This is a genomic window from Staphylococcus sp. HMSC035D11 (assembly GCF_001836075.1).
Lineage (GTDB): Bacteria > Bacillota > Bacilli > Staphylococcales > Staphylococcaceae > Staphylococcus > Staphylococcus hominis.
The window spans coordinates 64,310-83,495 of sequence record NZ_KV827241.1 but is presented as its reverse complement, the minus strand read 5'-3'; the positions used below and the strand labels follow the sequence as shown (position 1 = coordinate 83,495).

Annotated in this window: 16 protein-coding genes; all 16 read left to right on the top strand. The window is 32.4% G+C overall.

Features of this window, described 5'->3' with window-relative positions; translation table 11 throughout:
* The first annotated feature begins 191 nt into the window (after window positions 1-191).
* The 16 genes from tsf to ribF all read left to right on the top strand — a co-directional run bounded on the left by tsf (window position 192) and on the right by ribF (window position 19,109).
* Window positions 192-1,070 (top strand): translation elongation factor Ts, encoded by an 879-nt coding sequence (gene tsf, locus HMPREF2647_RS05885; RefSeq protein WP_017174601.1) that lies wholly within the window; start codon window positions 192-194, stop codon window positions 1,068-1,070.
* Between the two features lie 138 nt (window positions 1,071-1,208).
* Window positions 1,209-1,931: a UMP kinase gene (pyrH, locus tag HMPREF2647_RS05880; RefSeq protein ID WP_017174602.1), complete on the top strand. Its 723-nt coding sequence runs from the start codon at window positions 1,209-1,211 to the stop codon at window positions 1,929-1,931.
* A gap of 16 nt (window positions 1,932-1,947) precedes the next feature.
* Window positions 1,948-2,502 (top strand): ribosome recycling factor, encoded by a 555-nt coding sequence (gene frr, locus HMPREF2647_RS05875; RefSeq protein WP_017174603.1) that lies wholly within the window; start codon window positions 1,948-1,950, stop codon window positions 2,500-2,502.
* A gap of 185 nt (window positions 2,503-2,687) precedes the next feature.
* Entirely contained in the window at window positions 2,688-3,458 is a 771-nt protein-coding gene (locus HMPREF2647_RS05870) for an isoprenyl transferase (RefSeq protein WP_017174604.1), read from the top strand.
* 3 nt (window positions 3,459-3,461) lie between these two features.
* Window positions 3,462-4,244 (top strand): phosphatidate cytidylyltransferase, encoded by a 783-nt coding sequence (locus HMPREF2647_RS05865; protein ID WP_017174605.1) that lies wholly within the window; start codon window positions 3,462-3,464, stop codon window positions 4,242-4,244.
* Window positions 4,245-4,456: 212 nt separating this feature from the next.
* Window positions 4,457-5,743, top strand: coding sequence for an RIP metalloprotease RseP (gene rseP, locus HMPREF2647_RS05860; protein WP_049415301.1), 1,287 nt, complete (start codon window positions 4,457-4,459; stop codon window positions 5,741-5,743).
* Between the two features lie 16 nt (window positions 5,744-5,759).
* Window positions 5,760-7,460: a proline--tRNA ligase gene (locus HMPREF2647_RS05855; protein ID WP_017174607.1), complete on the top strand. Its 1,701-nt coding sequence runs from the start codon at window positions 5,760-5,762 to the stop codon at window positions 7,458-7,460.
* 168 nt (window positions 7,461-7,628) lie between these two features.
* Window positions 7,629-11,939: a PolC-type DNA polymerase III gene (locus tag HMPREF2647_RS05850; protein ID WP_128805165.1), complete on the top strand. Its 4,311-nt coding sequence runs from the start codon at window positions 7,629-7,631 to the stop codon at window positions 11,937-11,939.
* A gap of 145 nt (window positions 11,940-12,084) precedes the next feature.
* A complete protein-coding gene (rimP, locus tag HMPREF2647_RS05845) occupies window positions 12,085-12,552 on the top strand; it encodes a ribosome maturation factor RimP (protein WP_017174609.1) in 468 nt (155 codons plus the stop codon).
* 20 nt (window positions 12,553-12,572) lie between these two features.
* Window positions 12,573-13,799 carry a transcription termination factor NusA gene (gene nusA, locus HMPREF2647_RS05840; RefSeq protein ID WP_019835114.1) on the top strand — a complete coding sequence of 409 codons (1,227 nt, stop codon included), beginning with the start codon at window positions 12,573-12,575 and terminating at the stop codon, window positions 13,797-13,799.
* A gap of 29 nt (window positions 13,800-13,828) precedes the next feature.
* Window positions 13,829-14,113, top strand: a complete 285-nt coding sequence (gene rnpM, locus HMPREF2647_RS05835; RefSeq protein WP_002448835.1) for an RNase P modulator RnpM — start codon at window positions 13,829-13,831, stop codon at window positions 14,111-14,113.
* Window positions 14,110-14,427 (top strand): YlxQ family RNA-binding protein, encoded by a 318-nt coding sequence (locus tag HMPREF2647_RS05830; protein ID WP_017174611.1) that lies wholly within the window; start codon window positions 14,110-14,112, stop codon window positions 14,425-14,427. The genes rnpM and HMPREF2647_RS05830 overlap by 4 nt, the downstream gene beginning before the upstream one ends.
* 4 nt (window positions 14,428-14,431) lie before the next feature.
* The gene (gene infB / locus HMPREF2647_RS05825; RefSeq protein WP_070859715.1) at window positions 14,432-16,546 is read left to right on the top strand and encodes a translation initiation factor IF-2; all 2,115 of its coding nucleotides are present in this window, start codon (window positions 14,432-14,434) and stop codon (window positions 16,544-16,546) included.
* A 94-nt stretch (window positions 16,547-16,640) separates the two neighbouring features.
* A complete protein-coding gene (rbfA, locus tag HMPREF2647_RS05820; RefSeq protein ID WP_002448740.1) occupies window positions 16,641-16,991 on the top strand; it encodes a 30S ribosome-binding factor RbfA in 351 nt (116 codons plus the stop codon).
* Between the two features lie 211 nt (window positions 16,992-17,202).
* Window positions 17,203-18,120, top strand: a complete 918-nt coding sequence (gene truB / locus HMPREF2647_RS05815; RefSeq protein WP_017174613.1) for a tRNA pseudouridine(55) synthase TruB — start codon at window positions 17,203-17,205, stop codon at window positions 18,118-18,120.
* 17 nt (window positions 18,121-18,137) lie between these two features.
* A complete protein-coding gene (gene ribF, locus HMPREF2647_RS05810) occupies window positions 18,138-19,109 on the top strand; it encodes a riboflavin biosynthesis protein RibF (protein ID WP_002448787.1) in 972 nt (323 codons plus the stop codon).
* Window positions 19,110-19,186 lie beyond the last annotated feature (77 nt).

Sequence of the window (19,186 nt, the reverse complement as noted above, 5' to 3'; positions counted from 1 at the left end):
ATAGTAAATTGGGTATAAATATAAAAGATAAATATTCAATTATACTTTTAAATCAGATTTTATTTTTAAAATAACCTTAATTTAAAAAATTATTAATAAATCGTAATAGAGTATTGGAAATAATAGTACCTTTAATGGTAATATTTAAATATCATCTATTATTACAATTAGACATATTGGAGGAATAATTAATGGCAATTTCAGCAAAACTTGTTAAAGAATTACGTGAAAGAACTGGCGCAGGTATGATGGATTGTAAAAAAGCGCTAACTGAAACTGATGGAGATATCGATAAAGCAATCGACTACTTACGTGAAAAAGGTATTGCTAAAGCAGCTAAAAAAGCTGATCGAATCGCTGCTGAAGGTTTAGTACATGTAGAAGTAAAAGGTAATGAAGCAGCAATCGTTGAAATTAACTCTGAAACTGATTTCGTTGCTCGAAACGAAGGATTCCAAGAATTAGTTAAAGAAATTGCTAATCAAATCCTTGAAAGTAAAGCTGAAACAGTAGAAGCTTTATTAGAAACTAAATTAGCAAGTGGTCAAACAGTTGATGAAAGAATGAAAGAGGCTATCTCAACAATCGGTGAAAAATTAAGCATCCGTCGTTTTGCTATTAGAACTAAATCTGATAACGATGCTTTTGGTGCATACTTACACATGGGTGGACGTATCGGTGTATTGACTGTTGTTGAAGGTTCTACTGATGAAGAAGCAGCTAAAGATGTAGCAATGCACATCGCTGCAATTAATCCTAAATATGTTTCTTCAGACCAAGTAAGTGACGAAGAAATTAATCACGAAAGAGAAGTATTAAAACAACAAGCATTAAATGAAGGTAAACCTGAAAATATCGTTGAAAAAATGGTTGAAGGTCGTTTACGTAAATATCTTCAAGAAATTTGTGCTGTTGACCAAAACTTCGTTAAAGACCCAGATCAAACAGTTGAAGCTTTCTTAAAATCTAAAGGCGGTAAATTAGCTGACTTCGTACGTTATGAAGTAGGCGAAGGTATGGAAAAACGCGAAGAAAACTTTGCTGATGAAGTTAAAGGTCAAATGAAATAATTTGTTCACATTATTCTAACAAGAAAGAAGACACCTTTAAGGAATTCTATATAATAAAATTCTTTTATTATAGAAGACCATTAGTGTCTTCTTTACTTGTATATATTACATATCATTAATCATAGAGAGGAAAAAATAATGGCGCAGACTTCTAAATATAAACGTGTAGTACTGAAACTTAGTGGTGAAGCACTTGCAGGTGAAAAAGGTTTTGGTATCAATCCTATCATCATTAAAAGTGTAGCAAAACAAGTCGCTGAAGTAGCTAAAATGGATTGTGAAATAGCTGTTATCGTTGGTGGCGGTAATATTTGGAGAGGTAAAACAGGTAGCGATTTAGGCATGGACCGAGGTACAGCTGATTATATGGGCATGCTTGCTACTGTAATGAATGCATTGGCATTACAAGATAGTTTAGAGCAATTAGATTGTGATACACGAGTATTAACTTCAATTGAAATGAAACAGGTTGCTGAGCCTTATATTCGTCGTCGCGCAATTAGACATTTAGAGAAAAAACGCGTAGTTATTTTTGCAGCTGGTATTGGTAATCCATACTTCTCTACTGACACAACTGCAGCACTACGTGCAGCTGAAGTAGAGGCCGATGTCATTTTAATGGGTAAAAATAATGTTGATGGTGTGTATTCTGCCGACCCAAAAATTGATAAAAATGCTGTAAAATATGATCATCTAACACATATTCAAATGTTACAAGAAGGCCTACAAGTTATGGATTCAACTGCTTCTTCATTCTGTATGGATAATAACATTCCATTAAATGTATTCTCTATTATGGAAGAAGGCAATATTAAACGTGCCGTTATGGGCGAAAAAATTGGTACATTAATTACTAAATAATTAGAGGTGTAAATGTATGAGTGAGATAATTCAAGATACAAAATCTAGAATGAAAAAATCAATTGAAAATTTATCACGTGAATTAGCTAATATTAGTGCGGGTAGAGCGAATTCTAATTTATTAAACGGAGTAAATGTTGATTATTATGGTGCCCCAACACCAGTTCAACAGTTAGCGAGTATAAACGTGCCTGAAGCACGCTTACTTGTCATTTCTCCATATGATAAATCATCTGTAGCTGATATTGAAAAAGCGATTATTGCTGCTAACCTAGGTGTGAACCCTACTAGTGACGGTGAAGTTATTCGTATCACTGTTCCTGCTTTAACTGAAGAACGTCGTAAAGAATTAGTTAAAAATGTTAAAAAAATCGGTGAAGATTCAAAAGTTTCAATCCGTAATATTCGTCGTGATATCAATGATCAATTGAAAAAAGACGAAAAAAATGGAGACATTACTGAAGATGATTTAAGAAGCCAAACAGAAGATGTTCAAAAAGTAACAGACAATTCAATTAAAGAAATTGATAATTTAGTTGATGAAAAAGAAAAAGATATTATGTCTGTTTAATATTTCATCATACTCTTCTATGACAAGATTATAAATTGTTTTAGTCTAAACTGTGCCAAGTCAGACTTTGGTACAGTTTTTTAATTTGCTTATTCAATGCCATTATTTAGTATGATAAAATGATAGATGATTTCTTAAATAACCTATATAATATAACAGAAATGATCAGGCTCGGAGGAAAGACCATGTTTAGAAAGCTAATAAAAAGAAATAAGACTAAAATCAATCAAAATGATGATTTAGATATACATAATTTACCTGAACATATAGCAATTATCATGGACGGAAATGGTCGTTGGGCAAAAAAGCGTAAAATGCCTAGAATTAAAGGTCACTATGAAGGTATGCAAACCATAAAAAAAGTGACACGTGAAGCAAGTCATTTAGGTATTAAATATTTAACTTTATACGCTTTTTCAACGGAAAATTGGTCAAGACCTGAAAGTGAAGTTAATTATATCATGAATTTACCTGTGAATTTTTTAAAAACATTTCTACCAGAACTTATAGAGAAAAATGTTAAGATAGAAACTATTGGTTTTTTAGATGCAGTACCCCAATCAACAATTGAGGCGATTAATTATGCTAAAGAAAAAACCAAAAATAATACAGGCTTGAAATTAGTATTTGCCATTAATTATGGTGGACGAGCTGAACTTGTTCAAAGTATGAAATCAATTTATGATGAACTTCAACGTAATGGTCAAAACAGTGATGATATTGATGAATTGATGATTTCCAAACATTTAATGACCCATCCAGATCCAGATCCAGATTTATTAATACGTACATCTGGAGAACAACGCCTTAGTAACTTCTTAATTTGGCAGGCTTCGTATAGTGAATTTATTTTTAATGAGAAGTTATGGCCAGACTTTGATGGTGAAGAATTAAAACAATGTATAAAAATATATCAATCTCGCCAAAGACGTTTTGGAGGATTAAGTGAGGAGTAAATTATGAAAGTAAGAACATTGACCGCGATTATAGCATTGCTTATTTTTCTACCTATATTATTAAAAGGTGGAACTATTTTAATGCTTTTTGCTTATTTGCTGGCGCTCATTGCTTTAAAAGAATTGTTAAATATGAATATGATTAAATTTTTATCAATTCCAGGTATTTTCAGTGCTATAGCGCTTATTATTATTATGCTTCCTCAGTCTGCCGGAGATTGGGTGAGTGATGTTCAATTAAAAAGTTTAATTGCAATGAGCTTCATACTATTAAGTTATACTGTACTTTCGAAAAACAGATTTAGCTTTATGGACGCTGCATTTTGTTTAATGTCTGTAGCATACGTTGGAATAGGATTTATGTATTTTTATGCTACACGTTCTTATGGTTTACATTATATACTTTTTGCATTTTTAATCGTATGGTTAACAGATACTGGCGCATATATATTTGGACGATTAATGGGAAAACACAAACTATGGCCAGTTATTAGTCCAAACAAAACGATTGAAGGTTTTATTGGAGGACTCATTTGTAGTTTAATTGTTCCACTTGTAATGATGTTTTTTGTAGATTTTCATCTAAATATCTGGCTGTTATTATTAATTACAATTATTTTAAGTGTATTTGGTCAATTAGGTGACTTAGTAGAATCTGGTTTTAAACGTCATTTTGGTGTTAAAGATTCAGGCAGAATCTTGCCAGGACATGGCGGTATTTTAGATAGATTTGATAGCTTTATGTTTGTTTTACCACTGTTAAACATTCTATTACTACAAATGTAATAAAAAATTAACGTTTTATTTATTTATGAAAAGCATATAATGATATAATTGAGGAGTTATTGAGTTCACATTTGATTAATATTATACAATCGTGTACTTTATAGCTCTTTTTTTAAAACTGTTTTTTTATACTAGAAATTATTATAAAATTTAAAATCTAAAATCTTATAATCTAGATAATTTAAATATTAAAATTAATTGAGGTGTTGTAAGTGAGTTATTTAATCACAATCGTCTCATTTATTATCGTATTTGGTGTACTCGTTACAGTACATGAATATGGACATATGTTTTTTGCAAAACGTGCAGGTATTATGTGTCCAGAATTTGCGATTGGAATGGGACCCAAAATTTTCAGTTTCCGTAAAGATGAAACGTTATATACAATACGTTTACTTCCAGTTGGTGGGTATGTAAGAATGGCAGGAGATGGATTAGAAGAACCACCCGTTCAGCCAGGAATGAATGTTAAAATAAAACTAAATGAACAAGATGAAATTACACATATTATTTTAGATGATCAACATAAATTCCAAAAAATTGAAGCGATTGAAGTTAAACGATGTGATTTTAAAGATGATTTATATATTGAAGGTATTACAGCATATGATAATGAAAGACATCATTTTAATATTGCTAAAAAAGCTTACTTTGTTGAAAATGGTAGTTTAATTCAAATTGCACCAAGGCATCGTCAATTTACACATAAAAAACCATTACCTAAGTTTTTAACTTTATTTGCGGGCCCATTATTTAACTTTATTTTAGCTCTCGTACTATTTATTGGCTTAGCTTATTATCAAGGTACGCCTACCCCTACAGTAAAACAATTAGCAGACAATTATCCAGCACAAGAAGCTGGATTAAAAGCTGGAGATAAAATTGTTCAAGTTGGACACTATAAAATTAACGATTTTAGCGATATTCAAAGTGCACTTAATAAAACGAAAGACCATCAAACAACAATTAAAATTGTACGAGATGGTCACACCAAATCACTAGATGTTACACCTAAAAAACAAGTGATTAAACAGACAAAATTAAATTCTAAAACTTCTTATGTATTAGGTTTTCAACCTGCGAATGAACATTCACTATTTAAGCCATTAGCATTAGGCGTACAACAATTTTTAGATGCAAGTGTACTTATTTTTAAAGCAGTTGGAACAATGATTGGAAGTATTTTCACAGGTGGCTTTACTTTTGATATGTTAAATGGTCCAGTGGGTATTTATCACAATGTAGATTCTGTAGTAAAACAAGGTATTATTGCATTAGCATACTATACGGCATTGCTGAGTGTTAACTTAGGGATTATGAACTTATTACCTATTCCAGCTTTAGATGGTGGTAGAATTTTATTTGTTATTTATGAAGCGATATTTAGAAGACCAGTAAACAAAAAAGCTGAAACTGCAATTATTGCTGTTGGAGCTATATTTGTAGTGATTATTATGGTCTTAGTCACTTGGAATGATATACAACGTTATTTCTTATAATTTAGGAGGATAAAAAATGAAACAATCGAAAGTCTTTATACCAACAATGAGAGAAGTCCCTTCTGAAGCTGAGGCTTTAAGTCATCAGTTGTTATTAAAAGCAGGTTTAATTAAACAAAGCACAAGTGGTATTTATAGTTATTTACCCTTAGCAACACGTGTACTAAATCATATTTCTAAAATCATTCGTGAAGAAATGGAAAATATTGATGCAGTTGAGATTTTAATGCCAGCATTGCAGCAAGCAGAACTTTGGGAAGAGTCGGGACGTTGGGGCGCTTATGGTCCTGAATTAATGCGATTAAAAGACCGTAATGGAAGAGAATTTGCTTTAGGACCTACTCACGAAGAAGTAGTGACTTCTATCGTTAGAGACGAATTAAAGTCTTATAAACAATTACCATTAACATTATTCCAAATTCAATCTAAGTTCCGTGATGAAAAACGTCCACGTTTTGGTTTATTACGTGGAAGAGAGTTCATCATGAAAGATGCTTATTCTTTCCATGCTGATGAAGCATCATTAGATCAAACATATCAAGAGATGTACAATGCTTATAGTCGTATTTTTAAACGTGTTGGAATTAATGCGCGTCCAGTAGTAGCTGATTCAGGTGCTATTGGCGGTAATCATACACATGAATTTATGGCTTTAAGTGAAATTGGTGAAGATACGATTGTGTATAGTGAAAATAGTGATTATGCAGCAAATATTGAAAAAGCTGAAGTTAAGTATTATCCAAATGAGAAACATACAGACATTAAATCACTAGAAAAAATAGAAACGCCAAATATTAAAACAGCTCAAGAATTGGCTGACTTTTTAAATCGTCCAATTGATGAAATTGTAAAAACAATGATTTTCAAAGTGGATGGAGAATTCATGATGTTCTTAGTAAGAGGCCATCACGAGCTCAATGATGTGAAGGTGAAAGCATACTTTGAAACTGATAATGTGGAAATGGCGACTCAAGATGAAATTGTAAATTTACTTGGAGCAAATCCTGGTTCATTAGGACCTATTCATAATAAAGACATTAAAATTATTGCTGATAATTTTGTTAAAGATTTAAATAACATAGTGGTAGGTGCTAATGAAGATGGCTATCACTATATTAATGCAAATGTTGAGCGTGATTTTAATATCGATGAATACGGAGACTTTAGATTTATTTTAGAAGGTGAACCGTTAAGTGATGGTTCTGGAAATGCAAAATTTGCAGAAGGTATTGAAGTTGGACAAGTATTTAAACTGGGAACGAAATATTCTGAAGCAATGAATGCTAAATTTTTAGATAATCAAGGTAAAGCGCAACCTTTAATTATGGGTTGCTATGGTATCGGAGTGTCTAGAACATTAAGTGCGATTGTTGAGCAAAATAATGATGAAAATGGTATTATTTGGCCAAAGTCAGTCACTCCATTTGATTTACATTTAATTACAATCAATCCTAAAAAAGAAGAACAACTTGAATTAGGAGATAAATTATACTCAGAATTACAATCTAAATATGATGTACTTTATGATGATCGTAAAGAGCGTGCAGGCGTTAAATTTAATGACGCTGATTTAATTGGTTTACCGATAAGAATTGTTGTAGGTAAAAATGCAAGTGAAGGTATTGTTGAAGTTAAAGTGCGTCAAACGGGTGAAAGTGAAGAAGTTCATGTTAATGAATTAGACAATCACATTGCTTCACTCTATGAAAAACTATAGGTGCACATGAATAAAAATGGTTGGAACATTTTGTTGTTTCCAACCTCTTTTATTGTTTTTATTAGTTAAACTGTAATCATGAAAAATAAATGTGAAAGTAGTATAATATAAATCAAGTTTTTTAAAGTAAATGATAAGTTCGAAATAAGGTGGTTATTCTTTGTGGCAATGACAAGTCAGGAAAAATTTAGAGTACTTGCCGATCAAATTAAGATTTCAAATCAATTGGATAAAGAAATACTTGAAAAAGGTGAACTCACACGAATAGATGTATCAAATAAAAATAGAAGTTGGGAATTTCAAATTACGTTACCTTATTTTCTTTCAAATGAAGATTATTTAATCTTTACTCATGCAATTAAAGAAGAGTTTAAAGATATTGCACATGTGGACTGGCATTTTACAATTCAAAATACATCGAATCAAGATGAACATGTGATTAAATATTTTGGACATTGTATTGAACACACAGCTTTATCACCAAAAGTGAAGGGTCAACTTAAACAAAAACGTTTAATTATGTCAGGTAATGTTTTAAAAGTAATGACTTCAAATGATATTGAAAGAAATCATTTTGATAAAGTATGTAATGGTAGTTTAGTAAAAGCATTTCAAAAATGTGGCTTTGATATAGATAAAGTAATATTTGAAACTGATGATTCGAATAGAGATGAAGATCTTGCTTCATTAGAGGCACATATTCAAGAAGAAGATCAACAAAGTGCTAAAGAAGCTACAGAAAAAATTGAAAAAATAAAAGCTGAAAAAGCAAAACAACAAGATAATAACGGCAGTAGTGTTGAAAAATGTCAAATAGGAAAGCCAATTCACGTTGAAAATATTAAACCTATTGAAACAATTATTGAAGAAGAATTTAAAGTAGCCATTGAAGGGGTTATCTTTGATATTAACATTAAAGAACTAAAAAGTGGACGTCACATTGTTGAACTTAAAGTGACAGACTATACAGATTCTTTAGTATTAAAAATGTTTACTAGAAAAAATAAGGATGATTTAAATCACTTTAAAGCCTTAAGTGTAGGTAAATGGGTACGTGCACAAGGTCGTATAGAAGAAGATACGTTTGTACGTGATTTAGTCATGATGATGTCAGATATTGAAGAAATCAAAAAGACACCTAAACAAGATAAAGCAGAAGAGAAACGTGTCGAATTTCATTTACATTCATCAATGAGTCAAATGGATGGTATTCCAAACATCAGTGCGTACGTTAATCAGGCTGCAGCATGGGGACATAAAGCAATAGCTGTTACTGATCATAATGTGGTTCAAGCTTTTCCTGATGCTCATAGTGCAGCGGAAAAAAATGGAATTAAAATGATTTACGGGATGGAAGGCATGTTAGTCGATGATGGTGTGCCTATTGCCTATAAACCTACTGATAGAAATTTAAAAGAAGCTACATATGTAGTGTTTGACGTCGAAACAACAGGTTTATCTAATCAATATGATCAAATTATCGAACTTGCTGCTGTCAAAGTTAAAGACGGCGAAATTATAGATAAATTTGAAAGATTTAGTAATCCACATGAAAAATTATCAGAAACAATAATTAATCTGACACACATTACAGATGACATGCTAGTGGATGCACCAGAAATTGAAGAAGTACTAACAGAATTTAAGGAATGGGTAGGAGATGCCATTTTTGTAGCGCATAATGCTTCATTCGATATGGGCTTTATTGATACAGGGTACGAACGATTAGGTTTCGGTCCATCAACTAATGGAGTGATTGATACTCTTGAATTATCACGTACCATTAACACTGAATATGGTAAACATGGATTAAATTTCTTAGCTAAAAAATATGGCGTTGAACTTACTCAACACCATAGAGCGATTTATGATACTGAAGCAACAGCTTATATTTTCATTAAAATGGTTCAACAGATGAAAGAACTAGGTGTGACTAATCATAAAGATATTAATAAAAAATTATCAAATGAAGATGCCTATAAACGTGCACGACCAACCCATGTCACACTCATAGTTCAAAATCAAGATGGACTCAAGAATTTATTTAAAATCGTAAGTGCTTCTTTAGTAAAATATTATTATAGAACACCTAGAATTCCACGATCATTATTAAATGAATATCGAGAAGGCATTCTAGTAGGTACAGCTTGTGATGAAGGGGAATTATTTACAGCTGTGATGCAACGTGATCAATCTGAAGTTGAAAAAATAGCAAAGTATTATGATTTTATAGAAGTACAACCACCTAAGCTTTATCAAGATTTAATCGATCGTGAATTAATCCGTGATACTGAAACATTGTATGAAATATATGATCGTATTTTAAAAGCGGGAGAAAGTACAGGAATACCTGTGATAGCTACTGGTAATGCTCATTACTTATTTGAGCATGATGCTATTGCTCGTAAAATTTTAATTGCATCACAACCAGGTAATCCATTAAATCGTTCCACACTTCCAGAAGCACATTTTAGAACAACAGATGAAATGTTAGATGAATTTCATTTTTTAGGAGAAGATAAAGCCTATGATATTGTTGTTAAAAATACGAATGAATTAGCAGACCGAATTGAGAAAGTAATTCCAATTAAAGATCAATTATTTACGCCACGTATGGAGGGCGCTAACGAAGAAATACGTGAATTAAGCTATACAAATGCGAAAAAATTGTATGGTGATGACTTACCGCAAATTGTCATTGATCGTCTCGAAAAAGAATTAGATAGTATTATTGGTAATGGCTTTTCAGTTATCTATCTCATATCACAACGGTTAGTTAAAAAGTCATTAGATGATGGATATTTGGTAGGGTCACGTGGTTCTGTAGGTTCGAGCTTTGTTGCAACGATGACAGAGATAACAGAAGTGAATCCGCTCCCTCCACACTATATATGTCCACATTGTAAGACGAGTGAATTTTTTGATGATGGGTCGGTAGGTTCAGGATTCGACTTACCTGATAAAACATGTGAAACATGTGGTGGCGAATTAATTAAAGAAGGTCAAGATATTCCATTTGAGACTTTCTTAGGATTTAAAGGAGATAAAGTACCAGATATTGACTTGAACTTTAGTGGTGAATATCAACCGCATGCCCATAACTATACGAAAGTACTTTTTGGAGAAGATAAAGTATTCCGAGCAGGTACAATTGGTACAGTGGCTGAAAAAACGGCATTTGGCTTCGTTAAAGGATATCTAAATGATCAAGGTATTCATAAACGTGGTGCGGAAATCGATAGACTTGTCAAAGGATGTACAGGTGTTAAACGTACAACTGGACAGCATCCAGGAGGAATTATTGTAGTTCCTGATTATATGGATATTTACGATTTTACACCGATACAATATCCAGCAGATGATCAAAGTGCATCTTGGATGACCACACACTTTGATTTCCACTCGATTCATGATAATGTGTTAAAACTCGATATACTTGGACACGATGATCCTACAATGATACGGATGTTACAGGATTTATCGGGTATCGATCCTAAAACGATTCCTGTTGATGATAAGGAGACAATGCAAATATTTAGTAGTCCGGCTTCTTTAGGTGTAACAGAAGAGGATATTTTATGTAAGACAGGCACATTTGGTGTACCTGAATTTGGTACAGGTTTCGTTCGTCAAATGTTAGAAGACACTAAGCCAACAACATTTTCTGAACTTGTACAAATTTCAGGTTTATCACATGGTACCGATGTGTGGCTTGGTAATGCACAAGAGTTAATTCGCTCAGGCATCTGCGATTTATCCAGTGTAATTGGTTGTCGTGACGATATTATGGTATATCTTATGTATGCTGGGCTTGAACCATCAATGGCCTTCAAAACAATGGAGTCTGTGCGTAAAGGTAAAGGACTTACGGATGAAATGATAGATGCGATGAAAGCGAATGATGTACCTGATTGGTATTTAGATTCATGCTTAAAAATTAAATACATGTTCCCTAAAGCTCACGCAGCTGCTTACGTACTTATGGCTGTACGTATTGCATACTTTAAAGTGCATCATCCGTTATACTATTATGCAGCATATTTTACAATTCGTGCATCAGACTTTGATTTAATTACAATGATTAAAGATAAAGAAAGTATTAAGAACACAGTTAAAGATATGTATTCTCGTTATATGGATTTAGGAAAAAAAGAAAAAGATGTATTAACAGTATTAGAAATAATGAATGAAATGGCACATCGTGGATTTAAAATGCAGCCGATTAGCTTAGAAAAAAGTCAAGCTTTTGATTTCATTATTGAAGATGATACATTGATCCCACCATTTATTGCTGTGCCAGGATTAGGTGAAAACGTAGCTAAACGTATTGTTGAGGCACGTGAAGACGGTCCATTTTTATCCAAAGAAGACCTTAATAAAAAAGCAGGTTTATCTCAAAAAATTATTGAATACCTTGATGATTTGGGTTCATTACCAGATTTACCAGATAAAGCACAATTGTCCATTTTTGATATGTAAATGGACAACTTAGAAGTATTAATAGTAGCTTCATTTGTTTAAGCATATAAAGTATGTTATAATTAGTTTGTGTAAAAATTTAGACTCAGGCAGAAAGAGTGGGCATATACCCGCTCTTTTCTATTTGCCAAAAAAGGAGGCCTGTATGAGTAAAATTACTGAAGAAGTAGAAACTATCATTACTCCCATTTTAGATGATTTAAACTTTGAATTAGTTGATGTTGAATATGCAAAAGAAGGCAAAGATCGTTTTTTGAGAATCTCTATTGATAAAGAAGGTGGCGTGGATTTAAATGATTGTACGCTTGCTTCTGAAAAAATAAGTGAAGCAATGGATCAAAATGATCCTATTCCTGAAATGTATTATCTTGATGTAGCTTCACCTGGAGCTGAACGTCCACTAAAAAAAGAAAAAGATTATCAAAATGCGATAGAGCAACCTATATTTGTATCTCTTTATGCGCCAATTGAAGGTGATAAAGAATGGTTAGGCATTCTGAAGTCTGTCGATGATGACACAATAACTATGGAAGTTAAAGAAAAAGCAAAGAAAAAAACAATTGAGATACCAAGAAATAAAATTGCAAAAGCACGTCACGCTGTAATGATTTAACGTGATGAGGAGGAATAATTGTGGCAAGTAATGAATTATTATTAGCAACTGAATACTTAGAAAAGGAAAAGAAAATTCCAAGAGAAGTTTTGATTGATGCAATTGAAGCAGCTTTAATTACTGCATATAAGAAAAATTATGATAGTGCTAGAAACGTCCGTGTAGAATTAAATATGGATGAAGGCACATTTAAAGTCATCGCACGTAAAGAAGTTGTAGAAGAAGTATTTGATGATCGTGAAGAAGTTGATTTAAGCACAGCTTTAGTTAAAAATCCTGCTTATGAAATAGGTGATATTTACGAAGAAGATGTCACACCTAAAGACTTTGGTCGTGTGGGCGCACAGGCTGCTAAACAAGCAGTAATGCAACGTCTAAGAGATGCTGAAAGAGAAATTTTATACTCTGAGTTTATTGATAAAGAAGAAGATATTTTAACAGGTGTGATTGATCGTGTTGATCATCGATATGTGTATGTTAATTTAGGTAGAATCGAAGCGGTTTTATCTGAAGCTGAAAGAAGTCCTAATGAGACATACATTCCAAATGAAAGAATTAAAGTCTATGTTAATAAAGTAGAGCAAACAACAAAAGGTCCACAAATTTATGTGTCAAGAAGTCATCCGGGTTTATTAAAACGTTTATTTGAACAAGAAGTTCCAGAAATTTATGATGGAACTGTTATTGTGAAATCAGTTGCACGTGAAGCAGGAGATCGTTCTAAAATTAGTGTATACTCTGAAAATCCAGATATAGATGCAGTGGGAGCTTGTGTAGGTGCAAAAGGTTCACGTGTTGAAGCGGTTGTTGAAGAATTAGGTGGAGAAAAAATCGATATTGTTCAATGGGATGAAGATCCAAACGTTTTTGTACGTAATGCTTTAAGCCCATCACAAGTTTTAGAAGTTATTGTTGATGAAGATAACCAATCTACTGTAGTGGTAGTACCTGATTATCAATTATCATTAGCTATTGGTAAACGTGGACAAAATGCGCGCTTAGCTGCCAAACTTACAGGATGGAAAATTGATATTAAATCTGAAACAGATGCTCGCGAAGCAGGGATTTATCCTGTAATTGAATCTGAAGAAAAAGCTGATGAAATAGTATTTTCTGAAGATAAAGATATTGAAATTGATGACATAAATTTAGAAGAAACAAACTTAACAACAGCTGAATTATCAGCGGAAGTTGATGAAACTTCAAATGAAGCACAAGACGCTTCAGATAATAAAGAAGAACATTAATACGTTTAAGCATATGGGGTGAGTAGTAAATGAAGAAGAAGAAAATTCCAATGCGCAAATGCATCATCACGAATGAAATGCGTCCTAAAAAAGACATGATTCGAGTAGTAATTAATAAAGAAGGCGAAATTTTCGCTGATGGTACTGGAAAACAACAAGGTAGAGGTGCATATGTTTCAAAAGATGTTAAAAGCGTAGAAGATGCTCAAAAAAATGGTGTACTCGAGAAGTACTTTAATGAAAGTCCTGAAAAATTAGATCCTGTATATAAAGAAGTAATTCGATTAATTTATAGAGAAGAGATTCCTAAATGATAAAAGAACAGATATTTAATTTTTTAGGCTTAGCGATGAGAGCTAGAAAAGTTAAAGTTGGAGAATCAGTACTCATATCTGAGATAAAAAAACGTAATATTAAACTTGTGATTTTATCTACTGATGCTTCAGATAACGCTAAAAAGAATATAAAGAATAAATGTGACACATATCATGTTCCGTTTAGAGTTTTCGGTACGAGAGTAGAATTAGGACAATCATTGGGCAAAGAAGAACGTGTAAATGTTGGCGTGACAGATTCAGGTTTTGCTAAAAAACTTATGTCGATGATTGATGAATATTGTAAGGAGTGATTATATGAGTAAAAAGAGAATTTACGAATATGCGAAAGAATTAAATGTTAAAAGTAAAGAGATTATAGATGAGTTAAAGAAAATGGACGTTGAAGTATCCAATCACATGCAAGCATTAGAAGATGACCAAATTAAGATGCTTGATAAAAAGTTCAAATCATCACAAAATGAAGAAAATAAAAAACAAAACACTCAAAATAATCACCAAAAACAACAAAGTAAAAAAGATAATAATCAAAACAAATCTAATTCAAAGAAAAAAAACAATAAAAATAGCAAAAACAATAAAAACAATAAAAACAATAAAAACAACAAAAATAATAATAAAGGTAAGAATAACAAATCTGCTGCTGAACCTAAAGAAATGCCTTCAAAAATCACGTATGAGGGAGGTATTACAGTAGGAGAACTTGCTGATAAATTAAATATCGAATCATCTGGTATTATTAAAAAATTATTCTTGTTAGGTATTGTTGCTAATATTAACCAATCATTAGATGAAGAAACATTAGAACTTATCGCAGATGATTATGGTGTTGAAATTGAAAAAGAAGTTGTTGTTAATGAAGAAGACCTAACAACTTATTTTGATGATGAAGAAGACGATCCAGATGCAATTGAACGACCAGCAGTTGTAACAATTATGGGACACGTTGACCATGGTAAAACAACATTACTAGACTCAATTAGAAATACTAAAGTCACAGCAGGAGAAGCAGGCGGTATCACACAACACATTGGTGCATATCAAATTGAAAATAATGGTAAAAAAATTACTTTCTTAGATACACCTGGACATGCAGCTTTCACAACAATGCGTGCACGTGGTGCTCAAGTAACAGATATCACTATTTTAGTAGTAGCAGCAGATGATGGCGTTATGCCTCAAACAATTGAAGCAATTAACCATGCTAAAGAAGCGGATGTACCAACAATTGTTGCGGTCAACAAAGTTGATAAACCAACTGCAAATCCAGACCGAGTGATGCAAGAGTTAACTGAATATGGTTTAATTCCAGAAGATTGGGGTGGCGACACAATCTTTGTACCACTTTCAGCATTAAATGGTGATGGTATTGATGACTTATTAGAAATGATTGGTTTAGTTGCCGAAGTACAAGAATTAAAAGCTAATCCTGATAAGCAAGCAGTAGGTACTGTTATTGAAGCAGAATTAGATAAATCACGTGGACCAGCTGCGTCATTATTAGTTCAAAATGGTACGTTACATGTAGGTGATTCAATTGTAGTTGGTAATACGTATGGGCGCGTAAGAGCTATGGTAAATGATTTGGGTCAAAGAATTAAAACAGCTGGCCCTTCTACACCGGTTGAAATTACTGGTATTAACGATGTACCTCAAGCAGGTGACCGCTTCGTTATTTTCAAAGATGAAAAACAAGCGCGTCGTATTGGTGAAGCTCGTCATGAAGCAAGTGTGATTCAACAACGTCAAGAAAGCAAAAATGTTTCATTAGATAATTTATTCGAACAAATGAAACAAGGAGAAATGAAAGATCTTAATGTCATTATTAAAGGTGATGTACAAGGTTCTGTAGAAGCTTTAGCTGCATCTCTTATGAAAATTGATGTTGAAGGCGTAAATGTTCGTATTATTCATACAGCTGTTGGGGCAATCAATGAATCAGATGTTACATTAGCTAATGCTTCAAATGGTATTATTGTTGGATTTAACGTACGTCCTGATGCAGGTGCGAAACGTGCAGCAGAAGCTGAAAATGTTGATATGCGTCTTCATAGAGTCATCTATAATGTTATAGAAGAAATTGAATCAGCGATGAAAGGTTTATTAGATCCTGAATTTGAAGAACAAGTTATCGGACAAGCTGAAGTACGTCAAACATTCAAAGTTTCAAAAGTTGGAACCATTGCTGGTAGTTACGTGACTGAAGGTAAAATCACTCGTAACGCAGGCGTACGTGTCATTCGTGATGGTATTGTTCAATTCGAAGGTGAACTTGATACGTTAAAACGTTTTAAAGATGACGCTAAAGAAGTATCACAAGGTTACGAATGTGGTATTACAATTGCAAACTTTAATGACATTAAAGAAGGCGACATTATTGAAGCATTCGAAATGGTAGAAATTGAAAGATAACTAATTTGTAAGAGGCTAAAGTGTATATGATATAGGTAGGCACTTTAGCATTCTCTTCTAATCATATGTTAAATAATAAAGAGGTGACATATCCATGAGTAATATGAGAGCTGAACGTGTTGGCGAACAAATGAAAAAAGAAGTTATGGATATCATTAATAATAAAGTAAAAGATCCAAGAGTAGGATTTATTACTATTACTGACGTTGAATTAACAAATGATTTATCACAAGCCAAAGTTTTCTTAACAGTGCTTGGCAATAAGAAGGAAGTTAATGATACGTTTAAAGCTTTAGATAAAGCAAAAGGATTCATTAAATCTGAGCTAGGTTCAAGAATGAGATTACGTATAGTACCAGAGTTATTCTTTGAATATGATGAATCAATTGAATACGGTAATAAAATTGAAAAAATGATTCAAGATTTACACAAACAAGATAAATAATACTTTATCATTGTTATTAATCAGTGACATTCAATCAAATAACTTCAGAAAAAGAAGTTTAGATGCAACATATGATGGGGGTAGGACGATAACATTTACATGAATTCAGTCCTACTCCTTTTTATATGATTAATACTGATAAAATATGGATAAGACATTAGATGATTTAATAATACATAGTGAGACATAATAAACTAAAGGGTGTGAAAAAATGTACAACGGTATATTACCAGTGTATAAAGAACGTGGTTTGACCAGTCATGATGTTGTATTTAAACTTAGAAAAATCTTAAAAACTAAAAAGATAGGTCATACTGGAACATTAGATCCTGAAGTTTCAGGTGTACTACCTATCTGTATAGGGACAGCAACAAGAGTAAGCGACTATGTCATGGATATGGGGAAATCTTATCAAGCAACCATTACATTAGGTGAAAGTACGACAACTGAAGATCAAACTGGAGAAGTAATAGAAAAAGTAAATATATCATCGAATACGATTACTTCTATAGAAGTTGATCGTGTTTTAGAAGAATTTAAAGGAGTAATAGAGCAGATTCCTCCAATGTATTCCTCTGTAAAAGTAAATGGAAAAAAATTATATGAATATGCTAGAAAAGGAGAAACTATTGAACGGCCAAAACGACAAGTTAAAATTGATGAAATTGAACGAATATCTGATTTAACATTTATAGAACAAACATGTCATTTTGATATAAAAGTAACGTGTGGAAAAGGCACCTATATCAGAACGTTAGCAACAGATATTGGCAAAGCTTTAGGCTATCCTGCTCATATGTCGTTGTTAACTCGTATAAATTCGGGTGGATTTAATATAAATGAAAGTTTATCACTTGAAAAAATTTCTGAATTACATGAGCATGAAACATTACAACATTATCTATTTCCTATAGAATATGGTTTGAAAAGTTTACAACATGTAGTCATTGATGATGACACTTTAAAGTATAGAATCTTAAATGGTCAAAAACTCCTAAAAAAAGATTTTACTCTATCATTAGAAAAGCAATTTGTGTTTATTGATAAGATAAGTGAAAAAGCATTAGCCATTTATGAACATCATCCTGACAAAATTAATGAAATAAAGCCTAAAAAAGTATTTAATTAAAGGAGCCTTTGATTGATATGAAAGTGATAGAAATAACACATCCAATACAAAATGAACAACTCATAAAAGAAGATGTTGCAATGGCATTTGGTTTTTTTGATGGTATGCATCGTGGTCACAGTAAAGTATTTGAAGCATTAGATATACGTGCAAAAGAAAAAAATTTAAAAAAGGCAGTAACAACATTTGATCCGCATCCATCAGTAGTATTAAATCCTGAACGTAAACGTACAGATTACTTAACGCCACTATCTGATAAATTAGAAATGATAGAACAGCATGATATTGATTATTGTATTGTTATCAATTTCTCATCACGTTTCGCTAACGTCACAGCTGAAGAGTTTATCAAAGACTATATTATTAATAATCATGTTAAAGAAGTTGTTGCTGGATTTGATTTTACATTTGGTAAATTTGGTAAAGGAAATATGGCCGTGTTAAATGAAATAGATGAATTTAATACTACAATAGTCGGTAAATTAGATTTAGATTCTGAAAAAATTTCAACAACATCAATTAGACAAGCGTTACATGAAGGCAATCTACAAAAAGCTAATGATGAATTAGGGTATTTATATCGAATTAAAGGCACAGTTGTTCAAGGAGAAAAAAGAGGTCGAACAATCGGTTTTCCAACAGCTAATGTCCAACCTAGCGATGATTATGTCCTTCCTAAAAAAGGGGTATATGCGGTAAGTATTGAAATAGGTGCCGAACACAAAATATATCGTGGGGTAGCTAACGTAGGTGTTAAGCCGACATTCCACGATCCATCTAAAGCAGAAGTAGTGATAGAAGTAAATATTTTTGATTTTGAAGAAAATATTTATGGAGAACGTGTAATCGTATATTGGCACCATTATTTAAGACCAGAGGTAAAATTTGATGGTATAGATGCTTTAGTAAGTCAAATGAATGACGATAAAGAACGTGCAAAATATCTTTTAGCAGTTGATTTTGGTGATGATGTATCGTATAATATTTAAAGTTGAGTTTTTGAAAAACTTATTACTATTGAATCCTTTATCTTGGCAGGTTGAAACTCCGACGCCTTGCTCAGATT